Origin of the sequence: Komarekiella delphini-convector SJRDD-AB1 (assembly GCF_014831675.1) — a bacterium.
GTDB lineage: Bacteria > Cyanobacteriota > Cyanobacteriia > Cyanobacteriales > Nostocaceae > Komarekiella.
Genome location: NZ_VJXY01000016.1, coordinates 36121 through 55481, shown reverse-complemented (window position 1 = coordinate 55481; position 19361 = coordinate 36121). Strand labels below are relative to the sequence as shown.

General features: G+C 41.8%; 23 protein-coding genes. 11 read left to right on the top strand and 12 right to left on the bottom strand.

Features of this window, described 5'->3' with window-relative positions; genetic code table 11:
- Positions 1 to 211 precede the first annotated feature (211 nt).
- The 5 genes from FNW02_RS16100 to FNW02_RS16080 all read left to right on the top strand — a co-directional run bounded on the left by FNW02_RS16100 (position 212) and on the right by FNW02_RS16080 (position 4681).
- Positions 212 to 466, top strand: coding sequence for a TIGR02450 family Trp-rich protein (locus tag FNW02_RS16100; RefSeq protein WP_191758526.1), 255 nt, complete (start codon positions 212 to 214; stop codon positions 464 to 466).
- Positions 467 to 1037: 571 nt separating this feature from the next.
- Positions 1038 to 1904 (top strand): ferredoxin:protochlorophyllide reductase (ATP-dependent) iron-sulfur ATP-binding protein, encoded by an 867-nt coding sequence (bchL, locus tag FNW02_RS16095; protein ID WP_320073221.1) that lies wholly within the window; start codon positions 1038 to 1040, stop codon positions 1902 to 1904.
- Positions 1905 to 1936: 32 nt separating this feature from the next.
- Positions 1937 to 2731 (top strand): DUF5331 domain-containing protein, encoded by a 795-nt coding sequence (locus tag FNW02_RS16090; protein ID WP_191758524.1) that lies wholly within the window; start codon positions 1937 to 1939, stop codon positions 2729 to 2731.
- A gap of 119 nt (positions 2732 to 2850) precedes the next feature.
- The gene (locus FNW02_RS16085; protein WP_191758523.1) at positions 2851 to 4254 is read left to right on the top strand and encodes a ferredoxin:protochlorophyllide reductase (ATP-dependent) subunit N; all 1404 of its coding nucleotides are present in this window, start codon (positions 2851 to 2853) and stop codon (positions 4252 to 4254) included.
- Between the two features lie 163 nt (positions 4255 to 4417).
- Positions 4418 to 4681 (top strand): AbrB/MazE/SpoVT family DNA-binding domain-containing protein, encoded by a 264-nt coding sequence (locus FNW02_RS16080; RefSeq protein WP_191758522.1) that lies wholly within the window; start codon positions 4418 to 4420, stop codon positions 4679 to 4681.
- Positions 4682 to 4750: 69 nt separating this feature from the next.
- Here FNW02_RS16080 and FNW02_RS16075 read toward each other — a convergent pair whose 3' ends face one another.
- The gene (locus FNW02_RS16075) at positions 4751 to 6031 is read right to left on the bottom strand and encodes a hypothetical protein (protein ID WP_191758521.1); all 1281 of its coding nucleotides are present in this window, start codon (positions 6029 to 6031) and stop codon (positions 4751 to 4753) included.
- Positions 6032 to 6066: 35 nt separating this feature from the next.
- Between FNW02_RS16075 and FNW02_RS16070 the strand changes: the two genes are divergently transcribed.
- From FNW02_RS16070 to FNW02_RS16060, 3 genes are all read left to right on the top strand, one after another.
- Entirely contained in the window at positions 6067 to 6267 is a 201-nt protein-coding gene (locus tag FNW02_RS16070) for a hypothetical protein (protein ID WP_191758520.1), read from the top strand.
- Positions 6268 to 6284: 17 nt separating this feature from the next.
- Complete coding sequence (locus FNW02_RS16065) at positions 6285 to 6440, top strand: hypothetical protein (protein WP_191758613.1); 156 nt, start codon at positions 6285 to 6287, stop codon at positions 6438 to 6440.
- 139 nt (positions 6441 to 6579) lie between these two features.
- Complete coding sequence (locus FNW02_RS16060) at positions 6580 to 7242, top strand: retropepsin-like domain-containing protein (RefSeq protein WP_191758519.1); 663 nt, start codon at positions 6580 to 6582, stop codon at positions 7240 to 7242.
- On the opposite strand, the gene FNW02_RS16055 is transcribed toward FNW02_RS16060, so the two are convergent.
- The 4 genes from FNW02_RS16055 to FNW02_RS16040 form a co-directional block, all read right to left on the bottom strand.
- Positions 7235 to 7567 (bottom strand): XisI protein, encoded by a 333-nt coding sequence (locus tag FNW02_RS16055; protein ID WP_191758518.1) that lies wholly within the window; start codon positions 7565 to 7567, stop codon positions 7235 to 7237. The two genes, FNW02_RS16060 and FNW02_RS16055, sit on opposite strands and share 8 nt — an antisense overlap.
- Positions 7555 to 7971, bottom strand: coding sequence for an element excision factor XisH family protein (locus FNW02_RS16050; protein WP_191758517.1), 417 nt, complete (start codon positions 7969 to 7971; stop codon positions 7555 to 7557). Before FNW02_RS16050 ends, FNW02_RS16055 begins: the two co-directional genes overlap by 13 nt.
- 255 nt (positions 7972 to 8226) lie before the next feature.
- Positions 8227 to 9483: an alkaline phosphatase PhoX gene (locus FNW02_RS16045; protein WP_191758516.1), complete on the bottom strand. Its 1257-nt coding sequence runs from the start codon at positions 9481 to 9483 to the stop codon at positions 8227 to 8229.
- Positions 9484 to 9803: 320 nt separating this feature from the next.
- The gene (locus FNW02_RS16040; RefSeq protein WP_191758604.1) at positions 9804 to 10688 is read right to left on the bottom strand and encodes a LysR family transcriptional regulator; all 885 of its coding nucleotides are present in this window, start codon (positions 10686 to 10688) and stop codon (positions 9804 to 9806) included.
- Positions 10689 to 10842: 154 nt separating this feature from the next.
- Between FNW02_RS16040 and FNW02_RS16035 the strand changes: the two genes are divergently transcribed.
- Entirely contained in the window at positions 10843 to 11616 is a 774-nt protein-coding gene (locus tag FNW02_RS16035) for a class I SAM-dependent methyltransferase (protein ID WP_191758515.1), read from the top strand.
- Between the two features lie 21 nt (positions 11617 to 11637).
- On the opposite strand, the gene FNW02_RS16030 is transcribed toward FNW02_RS16035, so the two are convergent.
- From FNW02_RS16030 to FNW02_RS16010, 5 genes are all read right to left on the bottom strand, one after another.
- Positions 11638 to 12378, bottom strand: a complete 741-nt coding sequence (locus tag FNW02_RS16030; RefSeq protein ID WP_191758514.1) for an amino acid ABC transporter ATP-binding protein — start codon at positions 12376 to 12378, stop codon at positions 11638 to 11640.
- A 48-nt stretch (positions 12379 to 12426) separates the two neighbouring features.
- Positions 12427 to 13578: an amino acid ABC transporter permease gene (locus FNW02_RS16025; protein ID WP_191758513.1), complete on the bottom strand. Its 1152-nt coding sequence runs from the start codon at positions 13576 to 13578 to the stop codon at positions 12427 to 12429.
- 10 nt (positions 13579 to 13588) lie between these two features.
- Positions 13589 to 13921, bottom strand: coding sequence for a hypothetical protein (locus FNW02_RS16020; RefSeq protein WP_191758512.1), 333 nt, complete (start codon positions 13919 to 13921; stop codon positions 13589 to 13591).
- An 8-nt stretch (positions 13922 to 13929) separates the two neighbouring features.
- Positions 13930 to 14856 carry an amino acid ABC transporter permease gene (locus FNW02_RS16015; RefSeq protein WP_191758511.1) on the bottom strand — a complete coding sequence of 309 codons (927 nt, stop codon included), beginning with the start codon at positions 14854 to 14856 and terminating at the stop codon, positions 13930 to 13932.
- A 104-nt stretch (positions 14857 to 14960) separates the two neighbouring features.
- Complete coding sequence (locus FNW02_RS16010; RefSeq protein WP_191758603.1) at positions 14961 to 16028, bottom strand: amino acid ABC transporter substrate-binding protein; 1068 nt, start codon at positions 16026 to 16028, stop codon at positions 14961 to 14963.
- A 690-nt stretch (positions 16029 to 16718) separates the two neighbouring features.
- Between FNW02_RS16010 and FNW02_RS16005 the strand changes: the two genes are divergently transcribed.
- Both FNW02_RS16005 and FNW02_RS16000 read left to right on the top strand, forming a co-directional pair.
- Positions 16719 to 17276: a hypothetical protein gene (locus FNW02_RS16005; protein WP_191758510.1), complete on the top strand. Its 558-nt coding sequence runs from the start codon at positions 16719 to 16721 to the stop codon at positions 17274 to 17276.
- A gap of 77 nt (positions 17277 to 17353) precedes the next feature.
- On the top strand, positions 17354 to 17998 hold the full coding sequence (locus FNW02_RS16000) for a DUF3318 domain-containing protein (RefSeq protein ID WP_191758509.1): 645 nt from the start codon (positions 17354 to 17356) through the stop codon (positions 17996 to 17998).
- 84 nt (positions 17999 to 18082) lie between these two features.
- On the opposite strand, the gene FNW02_RS15995 is transcribed toward FNW02_RS16000, so the two are convergent.
- Positions 18083 to 18238: a hypothetical protein gene (locus FNW02_RS15995; RefSeq protein ID WP_191758508.1), complete on the bottom strand. Its 156-nt coding sequence runs from the start codon at positions 18236 to 18238 to the stop codon at positions 18083 to 18085.
- Positions 18239 to 18368: 130 nt separating this feature from the next.
- Positions 18369 to 19166 (bottom strand): 7-carboxy-7-deazaguanine synthase QueE, encoded by a 798-nt coding sequence (locus FNW02_RS15990; RefSeq protein WP_191758507.1) that lies wholly within the window; start codon positions 19164 to 19166, stop codon positions 18369 to 18371.
- Positions 19167 to 19361: the final 195 nt, after the last annotated feature.

Below are 19361 nucleotides of genomic sequence, written 5' to 3'. Positions count from 1 at the left end.
TTTTTAGCTAAGAGTTGATTGCAGAATTAGCCATTTTTACTAGAGAAGTGTGTTCGTCGCAGACGTTGGCGCAGCTATCACCTGCTTTTAGTCCAAAAACATAACACCCTCCATACAGATTTATTTAATACCTAGGCAGCAATTTTTGTACCGCTAAATTCCTGAGAGACGAACAAGTTTCAGGTTTTCAATGAATAATTCCTAATGACAAATGACTAAAAAGCAAAAATTCCCTTACCTAGTTGGTTCTAAGTGGACAGCACAGAAAAAAGTTGATGGCTGGCGACACTTCCAAGTCGTGAATCGTAAAAATCAGAGTAAATGGGTGTATGCCGAAATGGTTGCTGCTTGTGACCCTAAAGTCCGCTTCTGGATCAACGCCAAGTTATTACAAGATAACTCTCAGTGGCAAGCTGGCTGGCAAACATTACAGGAAATAGAGCAAATAGAAGGCGGCGTTTCTTAATTGCTGAAGTGACGCAGCCCAAAGATTGTAATAAATATAGACAATATTTTGTAATTTAATCATTGTTTACAAATTTGCGATCGCTAGCTCACAATCAGCAATTAAATGATCTTAGCAGCTAACTTAAACCTGCCAATTTACCTGCTATGGGAAATGGCAGCAGTATTTTCAGCATAGATATACGTATAACTCTCTTCGTCTTGACTTCCATGCCCTAATTTGCTGAAATCACCATGTATAACAATCAGTTAATTCTATGAAAACCATTCAAAAAAGCTAACTACAGAGTTTTTGTATTTTGTAACTTTTTTTATAAAAACAAATAATAAAAACTTTTAATTGTCTGTTTTTAAAGCTATGTATCTTTTTAAGGATGTTCTAAATCTAATAACACCTGATTAAGCTACAATTCACCAGATAAGACAGCTTTACATCTTAAGAGCTACTTTATTTTCCCTGTAATTTGGACAATAATGACACTCACCAGACCTGACGCATCGCCATCTAAGGCTAGGCGAAGGCAAATGTTTGAACCACGAGTTTGACAAGAAACTATAAGAGGCAAACTACAGTGAAACTAGCAGTTTACGGAAAAGGTGGTATTGGTAAATCCACAACTAGCTGTAATATATCCGTCGCCCTAGCCAAACGCGGCAAGAAAGTGTTGCAAATTGGCTGCGACCCCAAACATGACAGCACCTTCACCCTTACTGGGTTTTTGATTCCGACAATTATCGACACCCTCCAAGAAAAAGACTACCACTACGAAGATGTCTGGCCGGAAGATGTAATTTACAAAGGCTACGGTGGTGTTGATTGCGTTGAAGCAGGGGGGCCACCCGCGGGTGCTGGATGCGGTGGCTACGTGGTCGGCGAAACCGTGAAATTACTTAAAGAACTCAACGCCTTTGATGAGTACGACGTAATCCTGTTTGACGTTCTGGGTGATGTAGTTTGTGGCGGATTTGCTGCACCACTCAACTATGCAGATTACTGCTTGATTGTTACCGACAACGGCTTTGATGCTTTGTTTGCTGCTAATCGCATTGCGGCTTCAGTACGCGAGAAAGCCCGGACTCACCCACTGCGTCTAGCTGGCTTAATTGGCAACCGCACCTCCAAGCGCGACTTGATCGAAAAGTATATAGAAGCCGTGCCAATGCCAGTTCTGGAAGTTTTACCTTTGATTGAAGATATTCGCGTTTCTCGTGTGAAAGGTAAGACTTTGTTTGAGATGGCTGAGTCTGATCCTTCTCTGAACTACGTTTGCGACTACTATCTCAATATCGCCGACCAAATTTTGGCGCGTCCCGAAGGTGTTGTGCCTAACGATGCCCCAGACCGCGAATTGTTCTCTTTGTTGTCCGATTTTTATCTAAATCCGGGTAAACCCCAGGTTCCTAATTCAGAAGAGGAACTAGACTTGATGATTGTATAAATCACCAAGCTCTCAGGATGGGGGACAATAATATGGCTTTCTTTCACAGTTTTACAGATTCAATAAAGCAAAAGTGGTTACAATTTTTCCAGGCAAATCGTGACTGGATTACCCTGCACATGGAAGTTGAATCAGTGTACACCCCTGATGGAGGGAAGCGACCACCTTCTTACCTCATCCTGGGAGTTGTTAACGCGCTAGAACCCAAGTTAGCCCAGTTAATGCTGCCTTTTGCCAAACTCAATCCTGACGCTGATACCCTAATTGAGGTGCTGGATTTGCATTTTGACCCAGATATCGCTCTTGGCCATCGTATCCTTCCCAAAGCAGAACCAGAGAAATACCAAGATTATTCAGCGATTATTATGGGTGACAGCCCTGAAGACGAAACCTTGGCACATCCTCATACAAATGGCTTTGAGTCGTTAGCGGTAGCTCAAGGGTTCATGGCGGTGGATTCTGCTCATCAAAGCTTAGGGATAAGCGAGTCGAAGGAAACCCAAAATGGGCTTAGCGATATTTCTTTATCCAACGGACACAATTCAGAAGACAAGTCTGGCCAGATAGCAAGCTTAGAAGCAGATGAGTTTGGGGGTATTACCTTCGATACTGCAACTGCAACAGAAGTAAAGCTGGATGACGACCAGACACTTGAGGATCTCAATCCAATAGACGAGAATGCGTTTAGAGACGTGTTGTCAGATGTCTGGGGTGATGAGACAGCACTACTGCAAAAGAGTGAAGAGAATAACGATTTATTAGGGGAAGAACTGCCAGCTGGCGTTTTTGATGAATCAGAAATTGCCCGTCTCTTCCCCAACGCTTAATTATTGCCGTTCCTGTTGAATTTAGGGGAAAAATTTAGTTAGGAGTTAGTAAAAACTCATAACATCCCCTACTTTCACCTGCCTTGTACGCTTTAAATATCACGGGGAGAAAAACCAAAATGACTGTCACTCAACAACCAGAAGCTTTAAACTTTGAGTGTGAAACTGGGAATTACCATACCTTTTGCCCAATTAGCTGCGTGGCGTGGTTATACCAAAAGATTGAAGATAGCTTCTTTTTGGTGATTGGGACAAAAACTTGTGGCTACTTCCTGCAAAACGCGATGGGGGTGATGATTTTCGCTGAACCCCGCTATGCAATGGCAGAGTTGGAAGAGGGGGATATTTCGGCACAGTTGAATGATTATGAAGAGTTAAAGCGGTTGTGTTTGCAGATTAAACGCGATCGCAATCCTAGTGTAATTGTCTGGATTGGCACTTGCACTACCGAAATCATTAAAACTGACTTAGAAGGCTTAGCACCCAAGCTAGAAGGCGAAATTGGCATTCCCATCGTCGTGGCTCGTGCTAACGGTCTAGATTACGCCTTCACGCAAGGAGAAGACACCGTATTAGCCGCAATGGCTAACCGTTGTCCTGATAAGGCTCCTGTGGCGGAAACAGACAAGAACGAACGCAACGCCATTCAAAAGCTGCTCAACTTCGGTAAGAAGAAAGAAGATGTCGCTCAAGAAGAATCTGAGTACGTAGACCATCCGCCTCTAGTTCTCTTTGGCTCCCTTCCCGACCCCGTTGTTACTCAGTTAACCTTGGAACTCAAAAAGCAAGGCGTCAAAGTTTCCGGCTGGCTACCTGCAAAGCGCTTCACTGAACTGCCAGTATTGGAAGAAGGGTATTACGTCTCTGGTGTCAACCCCTTTCTCAGCCGCACTGCTACCACCTTAATGCGTCGCCGCAAGTGCAAACTCATCGGCTCACCTTTCCCCATTGGCCCTGATGGAACCCGCGCTTGGATTGAGAAAATCTGCTCCGTATTCGGCATTACTCCCACAGGTTTGGATGAACGGGAAGCACAAATCTGGGAAGGCTTGGAAGAGTACGTCAAACTGATTCGCGGCAAGTCTGTATTCTTCATGGGTGATAACTTGCTAGAAGTCTCCTTAGCGCGGTTCTTGGTGCGCTGTGGCATGACGGTTCAAGAAATCGGCATCCCCTACATGGATAAGCGCTATCAAGCTGCTGAGTTGGCGTTTCTGGAGAAAACCTGCCAGGAAATGGGTTCACCCATGCCAAAGATTGTTGAGAAGCCGGATAATTATAATCAACTTCAACGGATTTATGAGTTGAAGCCAGATTTGGTAATTACTGGTATGGCTCACGCTAACCCGCTGGAAGCACGCGGTATTAATACTAAGTGGTCTGTGGAGTTCACTTTTGCTCAAATTCACGGTTTTACCAATGCGCGTGATGTTCTGGAATTGGTAACACGTCCGCTACGTCGGAATAATAATTTGAAAGACTTGGGTTGGGATAAGTTGGTGAGAGAAGAAGCGAAGATTTAGATTTGGGTTTAATCGAGCAACATCATAACATCATATTAGGGGCGAACTTTGGTTCGCCTTTTTTTTACGAACCGCAGAGGCGCAGAGAACGCAGAGGAGAATTTGGAATAATTCAAAATGCTAAAATTTGTATATTAGTCTTAGTTTTTTACTTCTTACCTTAATGGACATTACAAAATTGTCTCCTCAAGGACAAGTAATTATTCCCCAATCTTTGCGAGAAGCTCATCAATGGGAAGTAGGTCAAGAATTTATTATTATTGATCTGGGTGATGGAATTTTATTAAAGCCTAAGAAACCTTTTGCAGAAACTAAATTAGATGATGTAGCAGGCTGTTTAAAATATCAAGGAAAAGCCAAAACTATTGAGGATATGGATAACGCAATTCACCAAGAGAACGCTGAGGAAGAGAGAAAATTGGGATAGAGGCGAACAAACAAGTTCGCCTTTTTTTACAAACCGCCAAGCCGCAGAGGATGCGGAGAAAATTAAGTTTCAACTGGATATTTGCAAGTTTAAAGGCTGAGAGGGAATGATGTACATCAATTCTGCATCGTCTGGTTTAATTTCTGTAGATGGGGTTAATTTAAGCCAGTCATGAAAGCTGATTCCTAGTTGGGATATTGCTTGTACTTCTGTTTGGTAAGATTCAAAGCGGCGATTGGTTTCAATCATTGATTCTACTACTTCCAAAGTTTTAGGAAGACGCGCGTAAATTTGCGGTTTAGGGTCATCCCAAAATGCTTTGCCTACCCAATCTACCTTGGAATCCCAAATTGCTGCTGGTATCGATTCTACCCATTTATTAGGATCTTGAGCCAACATAAATAGATTCATACGTTGCATATCAAAGACTGCATTTTCATCTAACATTGGGTCGAGCCATTGGTAAATTCGGGTTAATCTACGCAAATCAATGTGACTTCCGAACTGAGGCTGTAAGTATACTGCTGGGTTAGAAGTTAGCAGAAGCTCAACATATTTCTGAATCCGAGAACGGATGACTTTTGAACCTTCTTGGAAGCGGCGAAATGCTGTATCGTGTTCCTCTAATTCTAAATAACAACGTGCTTCAGCTAGGTATGCTAAAGATAAAGTGAGCAGATATTTATCAGCAATTTGGCTTTTTTGCTCAATTTCGATATCAGTATATTCAGTGTAAATATGTTCTGCTTCTAAGAAGCGGTTAATAGCTTGTAGGGCGCTGCTTCTACGATTTTCAGTTTTGTTCATCGTAAAGGCGTTAACAGCTAATTCGATTGCAGCACGAAAATTAGCATATAAACTAAGGTCAATTTTGCGGTTAATCTGATTTAATATTTCTTGTGCTTTTTGTAGCTGTTGTTCTAACTCTTTAAGGCGCTGTGCAATTACAGCAAACCCCATTACCGATACACCAAGATTAAGTACGCTAGTAGCAGTAGTTACCTGTAAAATTCCCTGAGTTAGTTGCAGACTTTGCTCAAGTTGCACTAATTGATTTTCAATTCCATTCAGTCGCCCGTTAACATTAGCTAATCCTTTTCCTGTAACCGCTGCATTAGCTCCTGAAGCAGTGAGATTTGCCCAAGAGAAAATAAGGTTGAGTAAATTGTTAGGAGAAGGAGTTGAGTTTGGCATTTCATTATTATTTGATTCCTTCTCCCGTAACCAACTGACGACTTGTTTTGTGGCTACATCTCGAATTACACCCCCAACTCGTTCAAAAGTTCCATCTGCCAAACCTTTTGCAATCCAATCGGTAAGCATAAAGGTTACTGTCACTGGTAAACTCATAATCTTCTCCTAGTTGCTAAATTGTCAGCAGCGCTATGTATGGCAATAAGCCACTTTATCTGTATGTAGCAAATATCAGCGCTTTACTTAGTATTCCCAATTGGGATTCTAGTTTTTCTAATAAACTAGCGATCGCTCTTTTTAAACGAACCGCAGAGGCGCAGAGAACGCAGAGAATAAAGAGAGCGATCGCTCAAATCTCATCTAAATCAGATAAAGTTACAATATGGGGATAGAGATGGGAGCAAAAAGTATGCTTAGTGGAATGAAACAAAAGGCTATTGTCGGAAAAAATGGCAAGATTGAACTATCTGCAACAGAACTACCAGAAGGAACTGTTGTAGAAGTTATCGTACTAGTTGAACCACTAAATGAAGAAGATGAAACTACCTATCTTCTGAAATCATAAACTAACAAAAACATCTGCTTAAAGCTTTAGAGAATGTAGAAAAAGAAAATCCAGAGGAGAAAGAGAGCGATCGCACATATTAGCTAAAATAAGAAATAAAAAGATTCTTTAGCTAATTAATTTATCAGCATAAAAATTTATGAATACAACACCTTCTGCACAGGAAAGTCAGCAAATGCTGAAGTGGCTGAACCAGAATCGCCAAATGTTATTAGATTTATATAAAAATCAATATATTGCTTACAATGCCAGTGGCTTAATCGCTCACAGTGAAAACTTGCGTGAAGTTTTAGAATTAGCAAATGCTTCAGGGCAGGTATTTGCAATTTACTTAGTTCCTCGCCGTACTGCTTCTATCGAGATTTTACCAATTCGGTTTCGTACAGTTGCCCGTCATGACTGGCAGCCAAATTATTATGTAAAACTGAAGCATAGAGATATAGAAATTTCTACAACAATGTTAGTAGACTCTGGTGCTGAACTAAGTTTAATTTCATTAAAAGTTGGGCAAGATTTAGGTTATGCTTTGGCTGATGCAGAATCAACGTTGTTAGCAGAAACTATTGGCGGAAGAGTTGAGTATGTTTTACGCAATGTTGAAATGACAATTGACGGGTATGGTTTGATTGCTCCTGTAGCATGGTTACAAACTAATACAGGTGGACAACAATTACTACTAGGAAGAGAAGTTGTATTTGATAAATTTAATATTGAGTTGAGACAGGCAGATGAGCAAATTATTTTTACATGGCGTGAAAATCTAATATGCGATCGCTTTTTTTTAATAAATTCAATTAACTAACAGCAAAATCTGTATATTTACGTATAGATGGTAATTGAAAACCTAAAACAATATCGTCTTTTGGCACACCTAAATCAACTAACTCATTAGCAATTCCTACCTCTGTCCCATCTTGCTGAATCCAGATTTTCTCGTCAATAATATCTAGATGCAGAACAGGCCCATAGATGCGGTTTTGATTACGCCAACCTACATAAACTAATTGATAATGATCATGTTCTGTATCAAAAATAGTCTGAGCTTGAATGCGATTATCCCAAACAGTATTGGCGTGTTGTTGAAGCAAGTTCTTAATATGTTGTCGATATTCGTCTAGTTTTGCCATTGTGCAATTGCCTCCTGTTCAACATTATAAATTAGTAAATATAGTTGATTACTTTTAATTACAGATTGAATAAAGGGAAGTATAAAAAACTCATTGTAAATAGTACTAGGAACTGCTAAATATAAAGTGCGATTGGATTCTTGCTCTTGTAAAACAATTCGATAAATAATAAATTGTCCTAATGCAGCATAAAGTTCTGTTATTTTGGAAGGACTCAGAAAACTTTTAATTTCAACAGCTATTTTTTGCCCTTGTTTTTCGGCGGCAATAACTTTTTCTGCTCCTAAATCAATATATAGCTCAAGGGTTCCCGCTTGCAGAGCATAAGGATCATGAGTGATTAACCACCCTTCTTTCTCAAGCGCTGTTTTGACAACTGTATGAAAAGCATCTTTAGCAGACACAGGTTAAATTCCAATTTATAGCGGTGCTTGAATAAAGTTTTTCCATTTGAGTAATATATTGACAACCTAGCGAAACTTTTTTTAACTGAGTAACGCTCTCATAAGAAACAGAAATATTTCTTTACATTCATCACGGGCGATCGCTCTTTTTAATAAACTGCAAAGTTACGAGCGATCGCCTGAACGTGATATCAGCCAGATAGAGTTACATAGGGTGTAGTACTCACTCTATGGAAATAAAATAATCCCTAAACCTTACCAAGGGCCAGATATAGCAAAGGTAATTCCAGGTGTCTGCATATTCACAAACATGATTCGTCCATCTGCTGAGAAACAAACCCCAGTCAACTCGTTTGAGTTCAACGCATTGCGGGCAAATTTGTAGAGTGCGCCAGTCGGCGTAACGCCCACAATAAAGTCAGTTCCACCACCATCTTCACAGAGGAACAAATCACCGTTGGGTGCAACGACAATGTTATCTGGGAAATCTAGAGTACCTGAATTGTTAGGTTCTATATACAGCCGAAGTCTTTCGGTCGCAGGGGTGTAGCGCCAGATTTGACCTAATCCAGCACTGCCGCCATTAGTACAGGAGAAATAGATATCTCCATTGCTATAAAATATACCTTCGCCACGAGAAAACTTGGCAGCTCCTAGATTGAAGCCCGTAATCCTTACTGTATCAGTGGAAGGATCGGGGTTAGTAATCCGAACCCAATCCACTGCAAAGGCTTGACCTACTGTAAAACCAGTTGTGGTGTTTGCTTGAGGTCTTGAGGTAATTCTCAAAGCATATAGCGTACCTCCTGCACTCAAGTTATTCCGTATGTTGGGCACGAAACGATATAACAAGCCATCGCCCCGGTCTTCGGTCATATATACGTAGCCTGTGTTGGGGTCTACTGCCGCTGCTTCGTGATTGAATCTACCCATTGCCACAAGGGGTACAGGCGTGACAAATCCGGTTGCACTACTAGGTACTTCAAATACATAGCCATGCTTCTTATTACCCGTTTCAAAACTTTCTTCGCAACTGAGCCAAGATCCCCAAGGAGTTCGTCCACCAGCGCAGTTGCGGTAAGTGCCTGCTAAAGAACCATAGTGCCTGATTAAAGTGCGAGTGGAACTGACTACTAAAGTTGTTGTACCACCTTTACCTTGAGTGTCGTATTTCTTAGAGCTAGGTGCGCCAACGCTGGTACTTGATGCTGGGTTTAGTTCGTGGTTACGGATCAGAATTGTACTGCCATTAGTTCCTGAAAACGCCGCCATCCCATCGTGTCCACCTGGGACTCTGTAGCCGTCTGTCATTGTTTGCCCCGTCTCAGACAATCTCACATAAGAAAATCCAGCGGGCAAATCTAGAACACCGCGAGGATCAGATTGAAGAGAACCATAAGGGCCGGCTGCTAAAGTTCGCTTAGCGTAGAAAGCCTGCAATGGGGATAAGATTAAAGCACCAGCAGTTCCCGTGCCTGCTAGGGTGAAAAATTGACGCCTTGATAATGTCACTTAGTTCTCCTCAATTTTGGAATAAAGTCTACCGACAGCGGATTAATCGATAGCCATTATGGAAAGGATTTTAGTGATTTGAGTTAAGAGAAAACTAAGATAGTCTTATGAAACAAGATTAAAATTTTTATTATTTAATAAACTATTTTTTGTCGTTAATAAAAAATCGAGATTTTTGTTAAAGGTTAGTTTATCGGATGATTAAAAGCCCAGTATTTTTTATATTATTTGTAAGCAAAAAAACCAAATTGCCAGGACATAGAATATTTAGCTGAGTGCAAACTATCAGCTAAAAAGCTGATTAATTTATCATGTGGAAATTAACCACAAACAATTTTCACAACTTGTAGAAACTCACGTAGGACAGGTGTCATATCCTCTTGTCGCCAAACTATAGCTGTTTCTACTAATGGTGTTTTTTCTTCTAAAGCGCGATACACCACGTCAGATCTCTGCATATTTTGTAATGAAGACGGCACGATCGCAATCCCCATTCCTGCTGACACTAATCCAATGATTGTCTGCATTTGGATCGCTTCTTGAGCTACTTTAGGGCTGAAATTTCCTTGCTGGCAAAGGCTCACTATTTGATCGTAAAGTCCAGACCCTAAATGGCGAGGGAACATAATGAAATTTTCGTTTGAGAGCGATCGCACTGATATACGTTTTTGTTTAACCAAAGGATGAGTTTCAAACATAGCCACAATTAGGGCTTCTTGTTGAATGCACTCTTGATTAAGTGTGTTGTCTTCTAAAGGTGGATGAGCAAAGCCTACATGAATGTGGCGATCGCTTAATGCTTGCTCTTGGTGAGCCGTTGTTAATTCCTGCAACACTAACTCTACTTCTGGGAACTGTTCTCGAAACCGCCGCAAAATCACAGGAAGTAAATCGTAAGTTACCAAGCTGGTAAACCCGATTCGTAATTGTCCCTTCTCACCCCTACCAGTTCGTTGAGTTAGCTCAATTGCCTTTTCCAATTGAGCCAAAAGCTGATAAGCCTCTTGTAAAAATACTTGTCCGGCTTGCGTTAACTGCACTTGTCGTTTGGTTTTGCGCTGAAACAGCTCTATACCAAGTTCAGCCTCTAGTTGCTGAATTTGCTGGCTTAAGGGAGGTTGAGCAATGTGCAGTCGCTCTGCGGCTCTACTAAAGTGCAGTTCCTCAGCAACAGCGATAAAGTAGCGCAAGTGTCGCAATTCCATTTTTTTTGATATTTTATAAGTCTCAATTTCTAATAAATATATATTGGACATCTGAAAATTGCCTATTTATGATACTTATACACAGATTTAAGAGGTAGTTAGAGCTATGCCGGAGAAGTATACTCCAGGTTACTCAAGTAATGCGACAAATTTCATGTCAAATCGAAGCGTAGATACTCACGCTGCGTTTTTCACGTCTTATCTACGTCCAGAGATGAAATTGCTGGACTGCGGCTGTGGCCCTGGTACAATCACACTAGGTTTAGCAAAAGTGATCGCCCCTGGTACGGTTACAGGTATTGATCGGGAAGTTTCTCAAATCCGTATAGCTGCTGAAAATGCTTTAACCCAAGCTGTCAGCAATGCTAATTTCCTGGAGGGAAACATTTATGCTCTACCTTTCCCAGATGACTCGTTTGATGCTGTGTTTTCTCATGCGCTGTTTGAGCATCTTCAGGAACCTGTAAAAGCATTGCGGGAACTATGGCGGGTTTTGAAACCGGAGGGGATTGTTGGTCTTCGTAGCCCTGATTTGGGTGGGTTACTGATTGCGCCTACTACACCAGAACTGGATAAGGCAATTTCCTATTGCAAGTGGCTTCAGCAGCAAAATTCTGGAAACCCTTATGTAGGTAGAGAGTTACGCGCTTTACTACGGCAAGTTGAGTTTACTACTATCAAAGCTTCAGCTTCTTGTGAGTGCTATGAACCGCTGAGTTTGGCTACAGAATATCTGGCGCTAATAATCGAGGCTTCGGAAAAGGTCGATCAAGTTGTGGAGAAGGGGTGGACTGATGAGCGATGCCTGCGGCGGGCTATGCCTACGCTTAAAGCGATGAGTGGTGCTTTACGAGAATTGAGTCAGCACCCAGATGGATTTTTTGCTCAAACTTGGTGTGAAGTTGTGGGACAAAAAACTGGGAAGTGAAACGCAGAGTGGCGCAGATTTTTAGAGAATTTGCGACAAGAACTTGCGTGTTCTTTCTTCTTTGGGGTTGTTGAAAAAGGCGTTAGGAGTAGCTGACTCGACGAGAGTACCGCTATCCATGAGAATAACTCGGTCGGCAACTTCACGAGCAAATCCAACTTCGTGGGTGACGACTACCATTGTCATCCCATCACGGGCTAAATTTCGCATCACATCTAAGACTTCTCGTACCATTTCTGGGTCTAAAGCTGAGGTGGGTTCGTCGAATAGCATAATTTTAGGTTGCATAGCTAAAGCACGAGCGATCGCAACTCGTTGTTGCTGTCCACCAGATAACTGTCCTGGATATTTTTGCGCCTGTTCTAAAATTCCCACTCTTTCTAATAATTGCATTGCCAATTCTTCTGCTTTTACCTTCGGCGATCGTCTAACCCAAATTGGTGCTAACGAGATATTTTGCAGCACTGTAAGATGAGGAAATAAATTGAATTGCTGAAATACCATTCCCACTTCTCGCCGAATTGCTTCAATATTTCGCAAGTCATGACTGAGGGTAATGCCGTCAATAATAATTTTTCCCTTTTGGTATTCTTCTAAAGCATTAAATGTGCGAATAAATGTCGATTTACCTGAACCAGAAGGCCCCATCAATACTACTACTTCGCCACGAGTTACTGTCAAACTCACACCCTGGAGAACGTGGAATTTACCATACCATTTGTGAACATCCTCAGCCACAATTATTGGTTTTTGTTCTGACATGGGATTTCACCTCGAAATAATATAATATAGTGCAAAAAACTTTAATTTTTAATTATTTAATCGTCTCTCTAATCGTCGAGAAGCCAACGACATCGAGTAACAAAATACCCAATAAATTAATCCAACAAACAAATAAACTTCTGCGTAGCGACCAAGAAACTGTGGCTGAGCCAAGATTGAACGAGAAATACCCGTGAGTTCCACCAATCCCACTAGAGATAATAGTGAAGTGTCTTTAAATAAGCCGATAAACTGACCAACGATCGCGGGAATAACCGCACGTAAAGCTTGAGGTAACACAATCAATATAACCACCAAAGGTGTACTTAATCCCAGTGCTTTGGCAGCTTCAATCTGTCCGCGCGAGATTGCTTGGAGTCCACCGCGTACGTTTTCTGCCATGTAAGCAGCACTAAACAAAACTAGTCCAGCGATCGCTCGCAATACCCGATCTAAACGCACATCTGCTGATAAAACTAATGGCAACATTACTTGAGCAAGGAATAAAATTCCAATCAGTGGTACTCCCCTGACGATTTCTATATACAGGATACTAAACCAACGTACTACTGGCAGATTGCTCGTGCGCCCTAAAGCTAGTAAAACTCCAATGGGAAACGAAAGTACAATACTAACTGCTGCCATTAACAGGGTAAGTAGCAAGCCGTTCCACAAATTTGTAGATACAGGTTGCAAGCCAAATCCACCGCCAATTAACCACAAAATTATTGGGAAAGATAACAACCAGACTAAGGAAAGCCAAGGGGTTATTACCTTAACAAACTTTCTCCCAACCCAAAATCCTACAAATACCAAAACTGCAATTAATAGCAACCAGAGGCGGGATATGGAATCCAATGGCAAAACAACCAATATCACGCCTAAAATTAAAGCGAATAGAGTAACCCTACGCCTTGTTAATTGTTGCTTTCCAGAAAACACACCCCAAGTTAATGCACCTAAAGTTGAAGCGATCGCTAGTACAATCCAAACTCGCCAATATAGTGCTTGGGGAAATCTCCCAACTAAAAATAAGCGTAAATTAACTTGAATTACCGCCCATTGTGCTTGAGTAATTACCCAAATTAGCATTCCCCAGACTACCCAAAACAGCAACACTAAGCAGACAACAGTTAATAAGCTGTTGTACCAAGTGCTGAACAGATTTTTACGCAACCACAATAATTTAGAATTTGTCATTGATCTAGAGTCAATAGTCAAGAGTCAACCTCAAAGGCTCATCGTTGAAGCTCAAAGGCTCATTGGTGAAGCTTAAAGGTTCATCGTTGAAGCTCAAAGGCTCATCATTGATGCTTAAAGGTTCAACTGTCAACCTTAAAAGCTCATCGTTGAAGCTCAAAGGCTCATTGGTGAAGCTCAAAGGCTCATCATTGATGCTTAAAGGTTCAACTGTCAACCTTAAAAGCTCATCGTTGAAGCTCAAAGGCTCATCATTGATGCTTAAAGGTTCAACTGTCAACCTTAAAAGCTCATCGTTGAAGCTCAAAGGCTCAACTTTATGATTAAAGAGCCTGCTTTCCATCTCCCTAGTTATCTCTCTTGAATTTGTACGGTGCGGTTTAACAAATTCATCGCTACGGATATAGTCAAACTGAGGGTAAGATAGGTGAGAATAATCATTAACATGACTTCTACTGCTCTCCCCGTTTGGTTAAAGGTGGTAGAGGCGACAAAATAAACATCAGGGTAGCCGATCGCAATCGCTAAACTAGAATTTTTTGTCAAGTTGAGATACTGACTCGTTAGTGGTGGAATGATCACCCGCAAGGCTTGGGGAAAAATCACTAACCGCATCACTAACCCTGGTTTTAACCCTAGCGATCGCGCTGCTTCCCATTGTCCTTTAGGTACTGATTGAATCCCACCTCGGACAATTTCAGCAATAAATGCACCTGTGTAAAAAGTTAACCCTAATAACAGAGCTGAAAACTCTGGGGACAAGGTAAACCAAGGAAGTTCTAAACCATTTTGACTCAGGCCAATAAACCCCCATAGGGAAATTTTATTTTCTGTCTTAGGAAAACCTAAGAAAACAGCAAAGTACCAAAATAGCAATTGCAGTAGTAACGGCGTATTGCGGAAGATTTCCACGTAAACCATCGCGATATTCCGCACTAGCCAGTTATCAGAAAGCCGAGCGATACCAGCACTTATCCCCACAATTGTCGTAAGTATAATTCCCGCCACCGCTATCCGCAAAGAATTAATTAGTCCCACCCACAAAGCGCGACTGTAGCTGTCAGTTGGTTTGTAGCTAATCAGCGTTTCACCAATATCAAAAGACGCTTGCTGCTTGAGAAAATCAAATCCGAACTGAATCCCCAATTGCCGCAAATTACGGTTAAGGTTGCTCCACAATATTGTTACTACAACTGTTGCTAGAAATACAGCAATGAATTGTAAAGCAATGTTCCAGAAGCGTTGATCACGCCATATAGGTGGTTTGTCATTTGTCATTTGTCATTTATTATTAATTATTCTCTCCCCTGCCCCCCCTGCCCCTCCGCTCCTCTGCCCCTCCGCTCCTCTGCCCCTCCGCCCCTCCGCTCCCCTGCTCTCTTCTACCGAAACGGCGGAGAATAGAGCAGTCCGCCTTTAGTCCAGAGTTGATTTTGACCGCGAGCTAGATTAAGTTTTGTCTTGGGGCCGAGGCTGCGATCATAAATCTCGGCGTAGTTGCCGACGTGCTTAACTATTCTTGCCGCAAAGTCGTTTGTTAAGCCGAGTCCTTCACCAAGGTTGCCTTCTGTTCCTAAAAAACGCTTAATATCTGGGTCATTACTATTGGCAAACTGTCCGATATTCTGAGAATTAATGCCTAACTCTTCGGCTTTTACAAGGGAATAAACCGCCCACTTTACAATATCAGCCCACCTAGTGTCACCTTTAGCAACTGCTGGTGCAAGAGGTTCTGAAGAAATGACTTCATCAAGAATCACGTTTTCTTCTGGCTTGGGTAGAATCGAACCTCGTGAAACTAAAGCTGAACGGTCTGCTGTAACCGCGTCGCAACGACCTTCTGCATAAGTTGCAAAGGTAATATTAACGTCTTCAAAGACTACGGGTTTGTAGGTAATGCCCCGTTTTCGCATTTGATCTGCTAAATTCTGTTCGGTAGTAGTACCCGTTTGAACGCAGATAGCTTTGTCTTTTAGATCTGTTAAAGACTTAATGCCGCTACTTTTGCGAACCATTATGGCTTGACCGTCGTAAAAAACTACAGGTGCAAATTCCATACCTACTGAGGTATCACGACTCAGTGTCCAAGAAGTATTACGGCTGAGAACGTCTACTTCCCCAGTTTGCAAAGCTGTAAACCGCTCTTTGGAATTGAGATTGCGAAATTCTACAGCATCGGGATTATCAAACAAAGCCGCTGCGATCGCGCGACACACATCTACATCGATGCCGCTGTATTTACCGTCATTTCCTACAAAGCTAAACCCTGGTACTTCACCACTGACACCACAGATGACCTGACCACGACTTTTGACCGTATTCCATCGATTTCGAGTTGCTTGCGTTCCGGGAGTGCTGGCTGTATTTGCTGTTTGTTCTGACTCTCCACCACAAGCAGTAATGGCAAAAATTAGGGGTGCGATCGCTAAAATTAAAGCTGATTTACGCATAAACTTCATAGATACTCAACAACAGAAAATGTATTACTCATTACAATCATTACGTGAAAACAATTTGATGCTTGTAATATAAAACTTTATCAGTTCTGTGCTTTATTGTTTTTGCGAAAGCAAAGGTTGAGGTTTGACTTATTTTCTCAAAAACCTGATGTGACGAGAGAAAATTATTTCAATATTATGTATATTCAACTTTGAAGATAATATTAAAATTTAGGTGATTTATAGTGGTTTTATTTTACTCAAAATAAAAACTTGGCAACTCTAAATATAATTTAAGTATTTTTTACTCGTTACATTACAAAACTTGCTAATAGTTAAGATAGACAAAGCAAAATCTTGTTTAATTTTTCAAAAAAATAATCAAATAAACGTGACACATAGCAGTCCTTTGCATTTGTGAGAACTCACTTATGACAAGGATAGAAGTCTCAGCGTAGCGGAAAGTCCAAGCTAGGATTCCTACAGAAGTCCAATTGAGTTAAGAGAATACTTAAAAAATTTGCTCATAGTCTACGTTCTTCGCCTGAGTAAAAACTGAATAATCGCATCTCAACAAATGGGCATAAGCTCTATTGCATACTTCTAGGTGAGGAGAAGTAGCCGCACCAACCTAAGCAACTGCCACTAGCAGGTTAAACTAGGTCTGGTAACAGCTGCTCCACCGTTCCTTATGAGGCCTTTATGGGAGCTAATCTTAAACAGATTGCCAAGTACTTAGATAACCTTGGTTGGGACTACCGTTTTGATGACGAAGAAGACCGAATTATAACAGGGGTGGAAGCTGATAACCTAGAAGACTTCCTGATAGTTGTCCAGTTGGATGAAGAGGGAAAATTTTTCCGGGTATTTGCCCCTCAAGTTTTAGCAGGAATTCAAGACCATCCTCACAAGGGAGCTATCCTACAGACAATGCTAGCTATTTCTTGGGAAACTAAAATGTTGCAATGGGAGTATGACCCATCCGATGGGGAAATCCGTGCCATTATTGAGTTTCCGCTAGAAGACTCGATTCTCACAGAAAGACAGTTTCACCGTTGTCTGAGTGGATTAATTCAGATTGTTGATAGCATAGCGATACCTCGCCTGAAAGAAGTGATGGAAACAGGTGAAGACCCGGGAAATCTAGAACTTGGGGAAAGACTATTACTCAGTATTCAGGAAGAGGCTCCAGGATTACTAGAACTACTGGAAAGAGCAATGGAAGCGCGAAAAAAGCGAGGAAGTTTTCCCACCGAGTGAGGCAGATCATCACTGAAATAGCTATACTCCAAAGTGATACCCTCACTATATACTGAATTTTTCTAGGGCTGGATTTTATGACATCCTATGCAACCTCCTCTGCCAAAGCGGAAATGAGTGAACTCCGGCGGTTGAAAGGCTTACTACCGCCAGAATTGCAGAGCTGGGTCACGGTTGAAGGCACAACTGAGGTCAATCCATCCCTGATCCGTAGCGAAGAAATTGGTAAAGACCAGGTAGAAATTCAAATTGATCTGGTGAAATGGGATGCCCTCGCAATGGATCAGCGTAATTTGCTGTTCTGGCATGAAGTCGCCCGCGTGCAAAATGACACAATTCCCAAAGATGGTTGGGAAATGGCAGCGCTAGCGATTGGTTTAGGTGGTGCTGTCGGTGAGTTGTGGGTACAAGATGGATTGCTGCTAGTGTTAGCTTTGGCATTGTGTGGTGTCTCAGGCTGGCGACTTTATCAAAAGAATAATGGAGGCAAGCAACTCACGGAATTGGTCGATGCTGACGAAAAAGCGATCGCCTTAGCAACTCGTTTTGGTTACAGCCTTCCCAATGCTTACAAGAGTTTAGGTAGCGCCTTGAAAACCCTGATTGATAACACTCCTAGCAAGCGCCAACGGTCTAAATATGAAGCAAGACTCTCTGCCCTCAAACGCAGTGCCAATAAGGTAAAAGCTAAATCTAGGGCTGCAAATGAAGGTGGTCTTTAGAAAGCAGAAAGTCAGTTGGGTGGGCAATGCCCGCCCATAAAATATTTGATTAAAAACATAGAAATTGCCATGAACTGCGATGGGCTACGCCCCGTCGGAGGCGATCGCAAATTTATCAGGGTCAAAGCCTAGACCAAAAATTGTTGCATCGCCGTTGAGTTTCCTCGGATTTAACTCATTAAAGTTTTCATCAAGAATGGTGAAAAAGATAGTATCCAGACTTTTTTCATCAAAACTCAACAGGAAACTCTATCCTGCAAGTGGCGTTGAGAAGAATAGCCGCCCTCCGAACTTTGGGCATTGGGCATTACTGACTCTTCCCAATGCTCAAATCCGTCTCAAGAGTGGGTCAAGTTTTTCATAAAAGCTTCTATAGTTGGTTGAGCATTTTATGCGTCTGTGGAATTACACGCACTTGCTTGACAAACCGCTTCATTAAGGCTTGCCACATTAAAACTTGCTCTGGAGATGGGGCAAGTACAGGTATTTGAGTGGATTGTTCAGAGGCTACCAAAGGCGTAACAGGTTGTAAAAATACTGGAATGTCTTGACTCACGCCTGCTACCAACAAAGCTGAGCGTTCCAACTCGCCTGGGTCTGTCTTTTGAGAAACAATTATCTTGACAAAAACATTTAAATGCGTATCTTGACATAATTGAAGAAATTTTGCATGTTCTTGCCAATGACTTTCACCGCTGACACTAGGCAGTTTGAAATCCATACCTACAGAGTCTAAGTAGGGGAGAATCATAGCGAGTTGTTCTGGGCGATGTCCGCCAGTTTCTAGGTATACAGGTAGACCAGTTATGGCTCGGATTTGGGGTAGAAATTCCGTCAAGAAGGAAGCGTGAAGAAGTGGTTCGCCCCCAGTTAAGCTAATGCTATCGTGTAGACAAGGTAGATTTTGCCTTTCAACTAATTCTATTAATATGGGTAGTGAGACAGGATTAGAGTGAATTTCAAAGTCGCGTAGTCCTGGCGATCGCTCTATCCTACAGGTAGCGGGTGCATTCCAAGTGTTGGCGCTGTCACAAAAGTGACAGCGCAAGTCACAAAGAGCAAAGCGAATAAAAATCTGACGCGTCCCTACATTCAGTCCTTCCCCTTGAATGGCAGAAAATACCTCGACCAGGCGTGCAGTGGGTGTAATTGTAGTTTTAGAAATCATTTGAGGAGAGCAACGCGATCGCGTTGCGTCGGCACAACAGCAAGTATATTTTTTGGCTTCTGTTCTTTTTTTGGCTTTTTATTCTATTGTGAATCGTCGCTAGCGATTTCTAATCCCACCCCAAGCAACTAGCGTTTAGTCCTTATTCCTACTGATTTAACATCCGGTTAGGCAATCTTTTAGGACAAAATAATG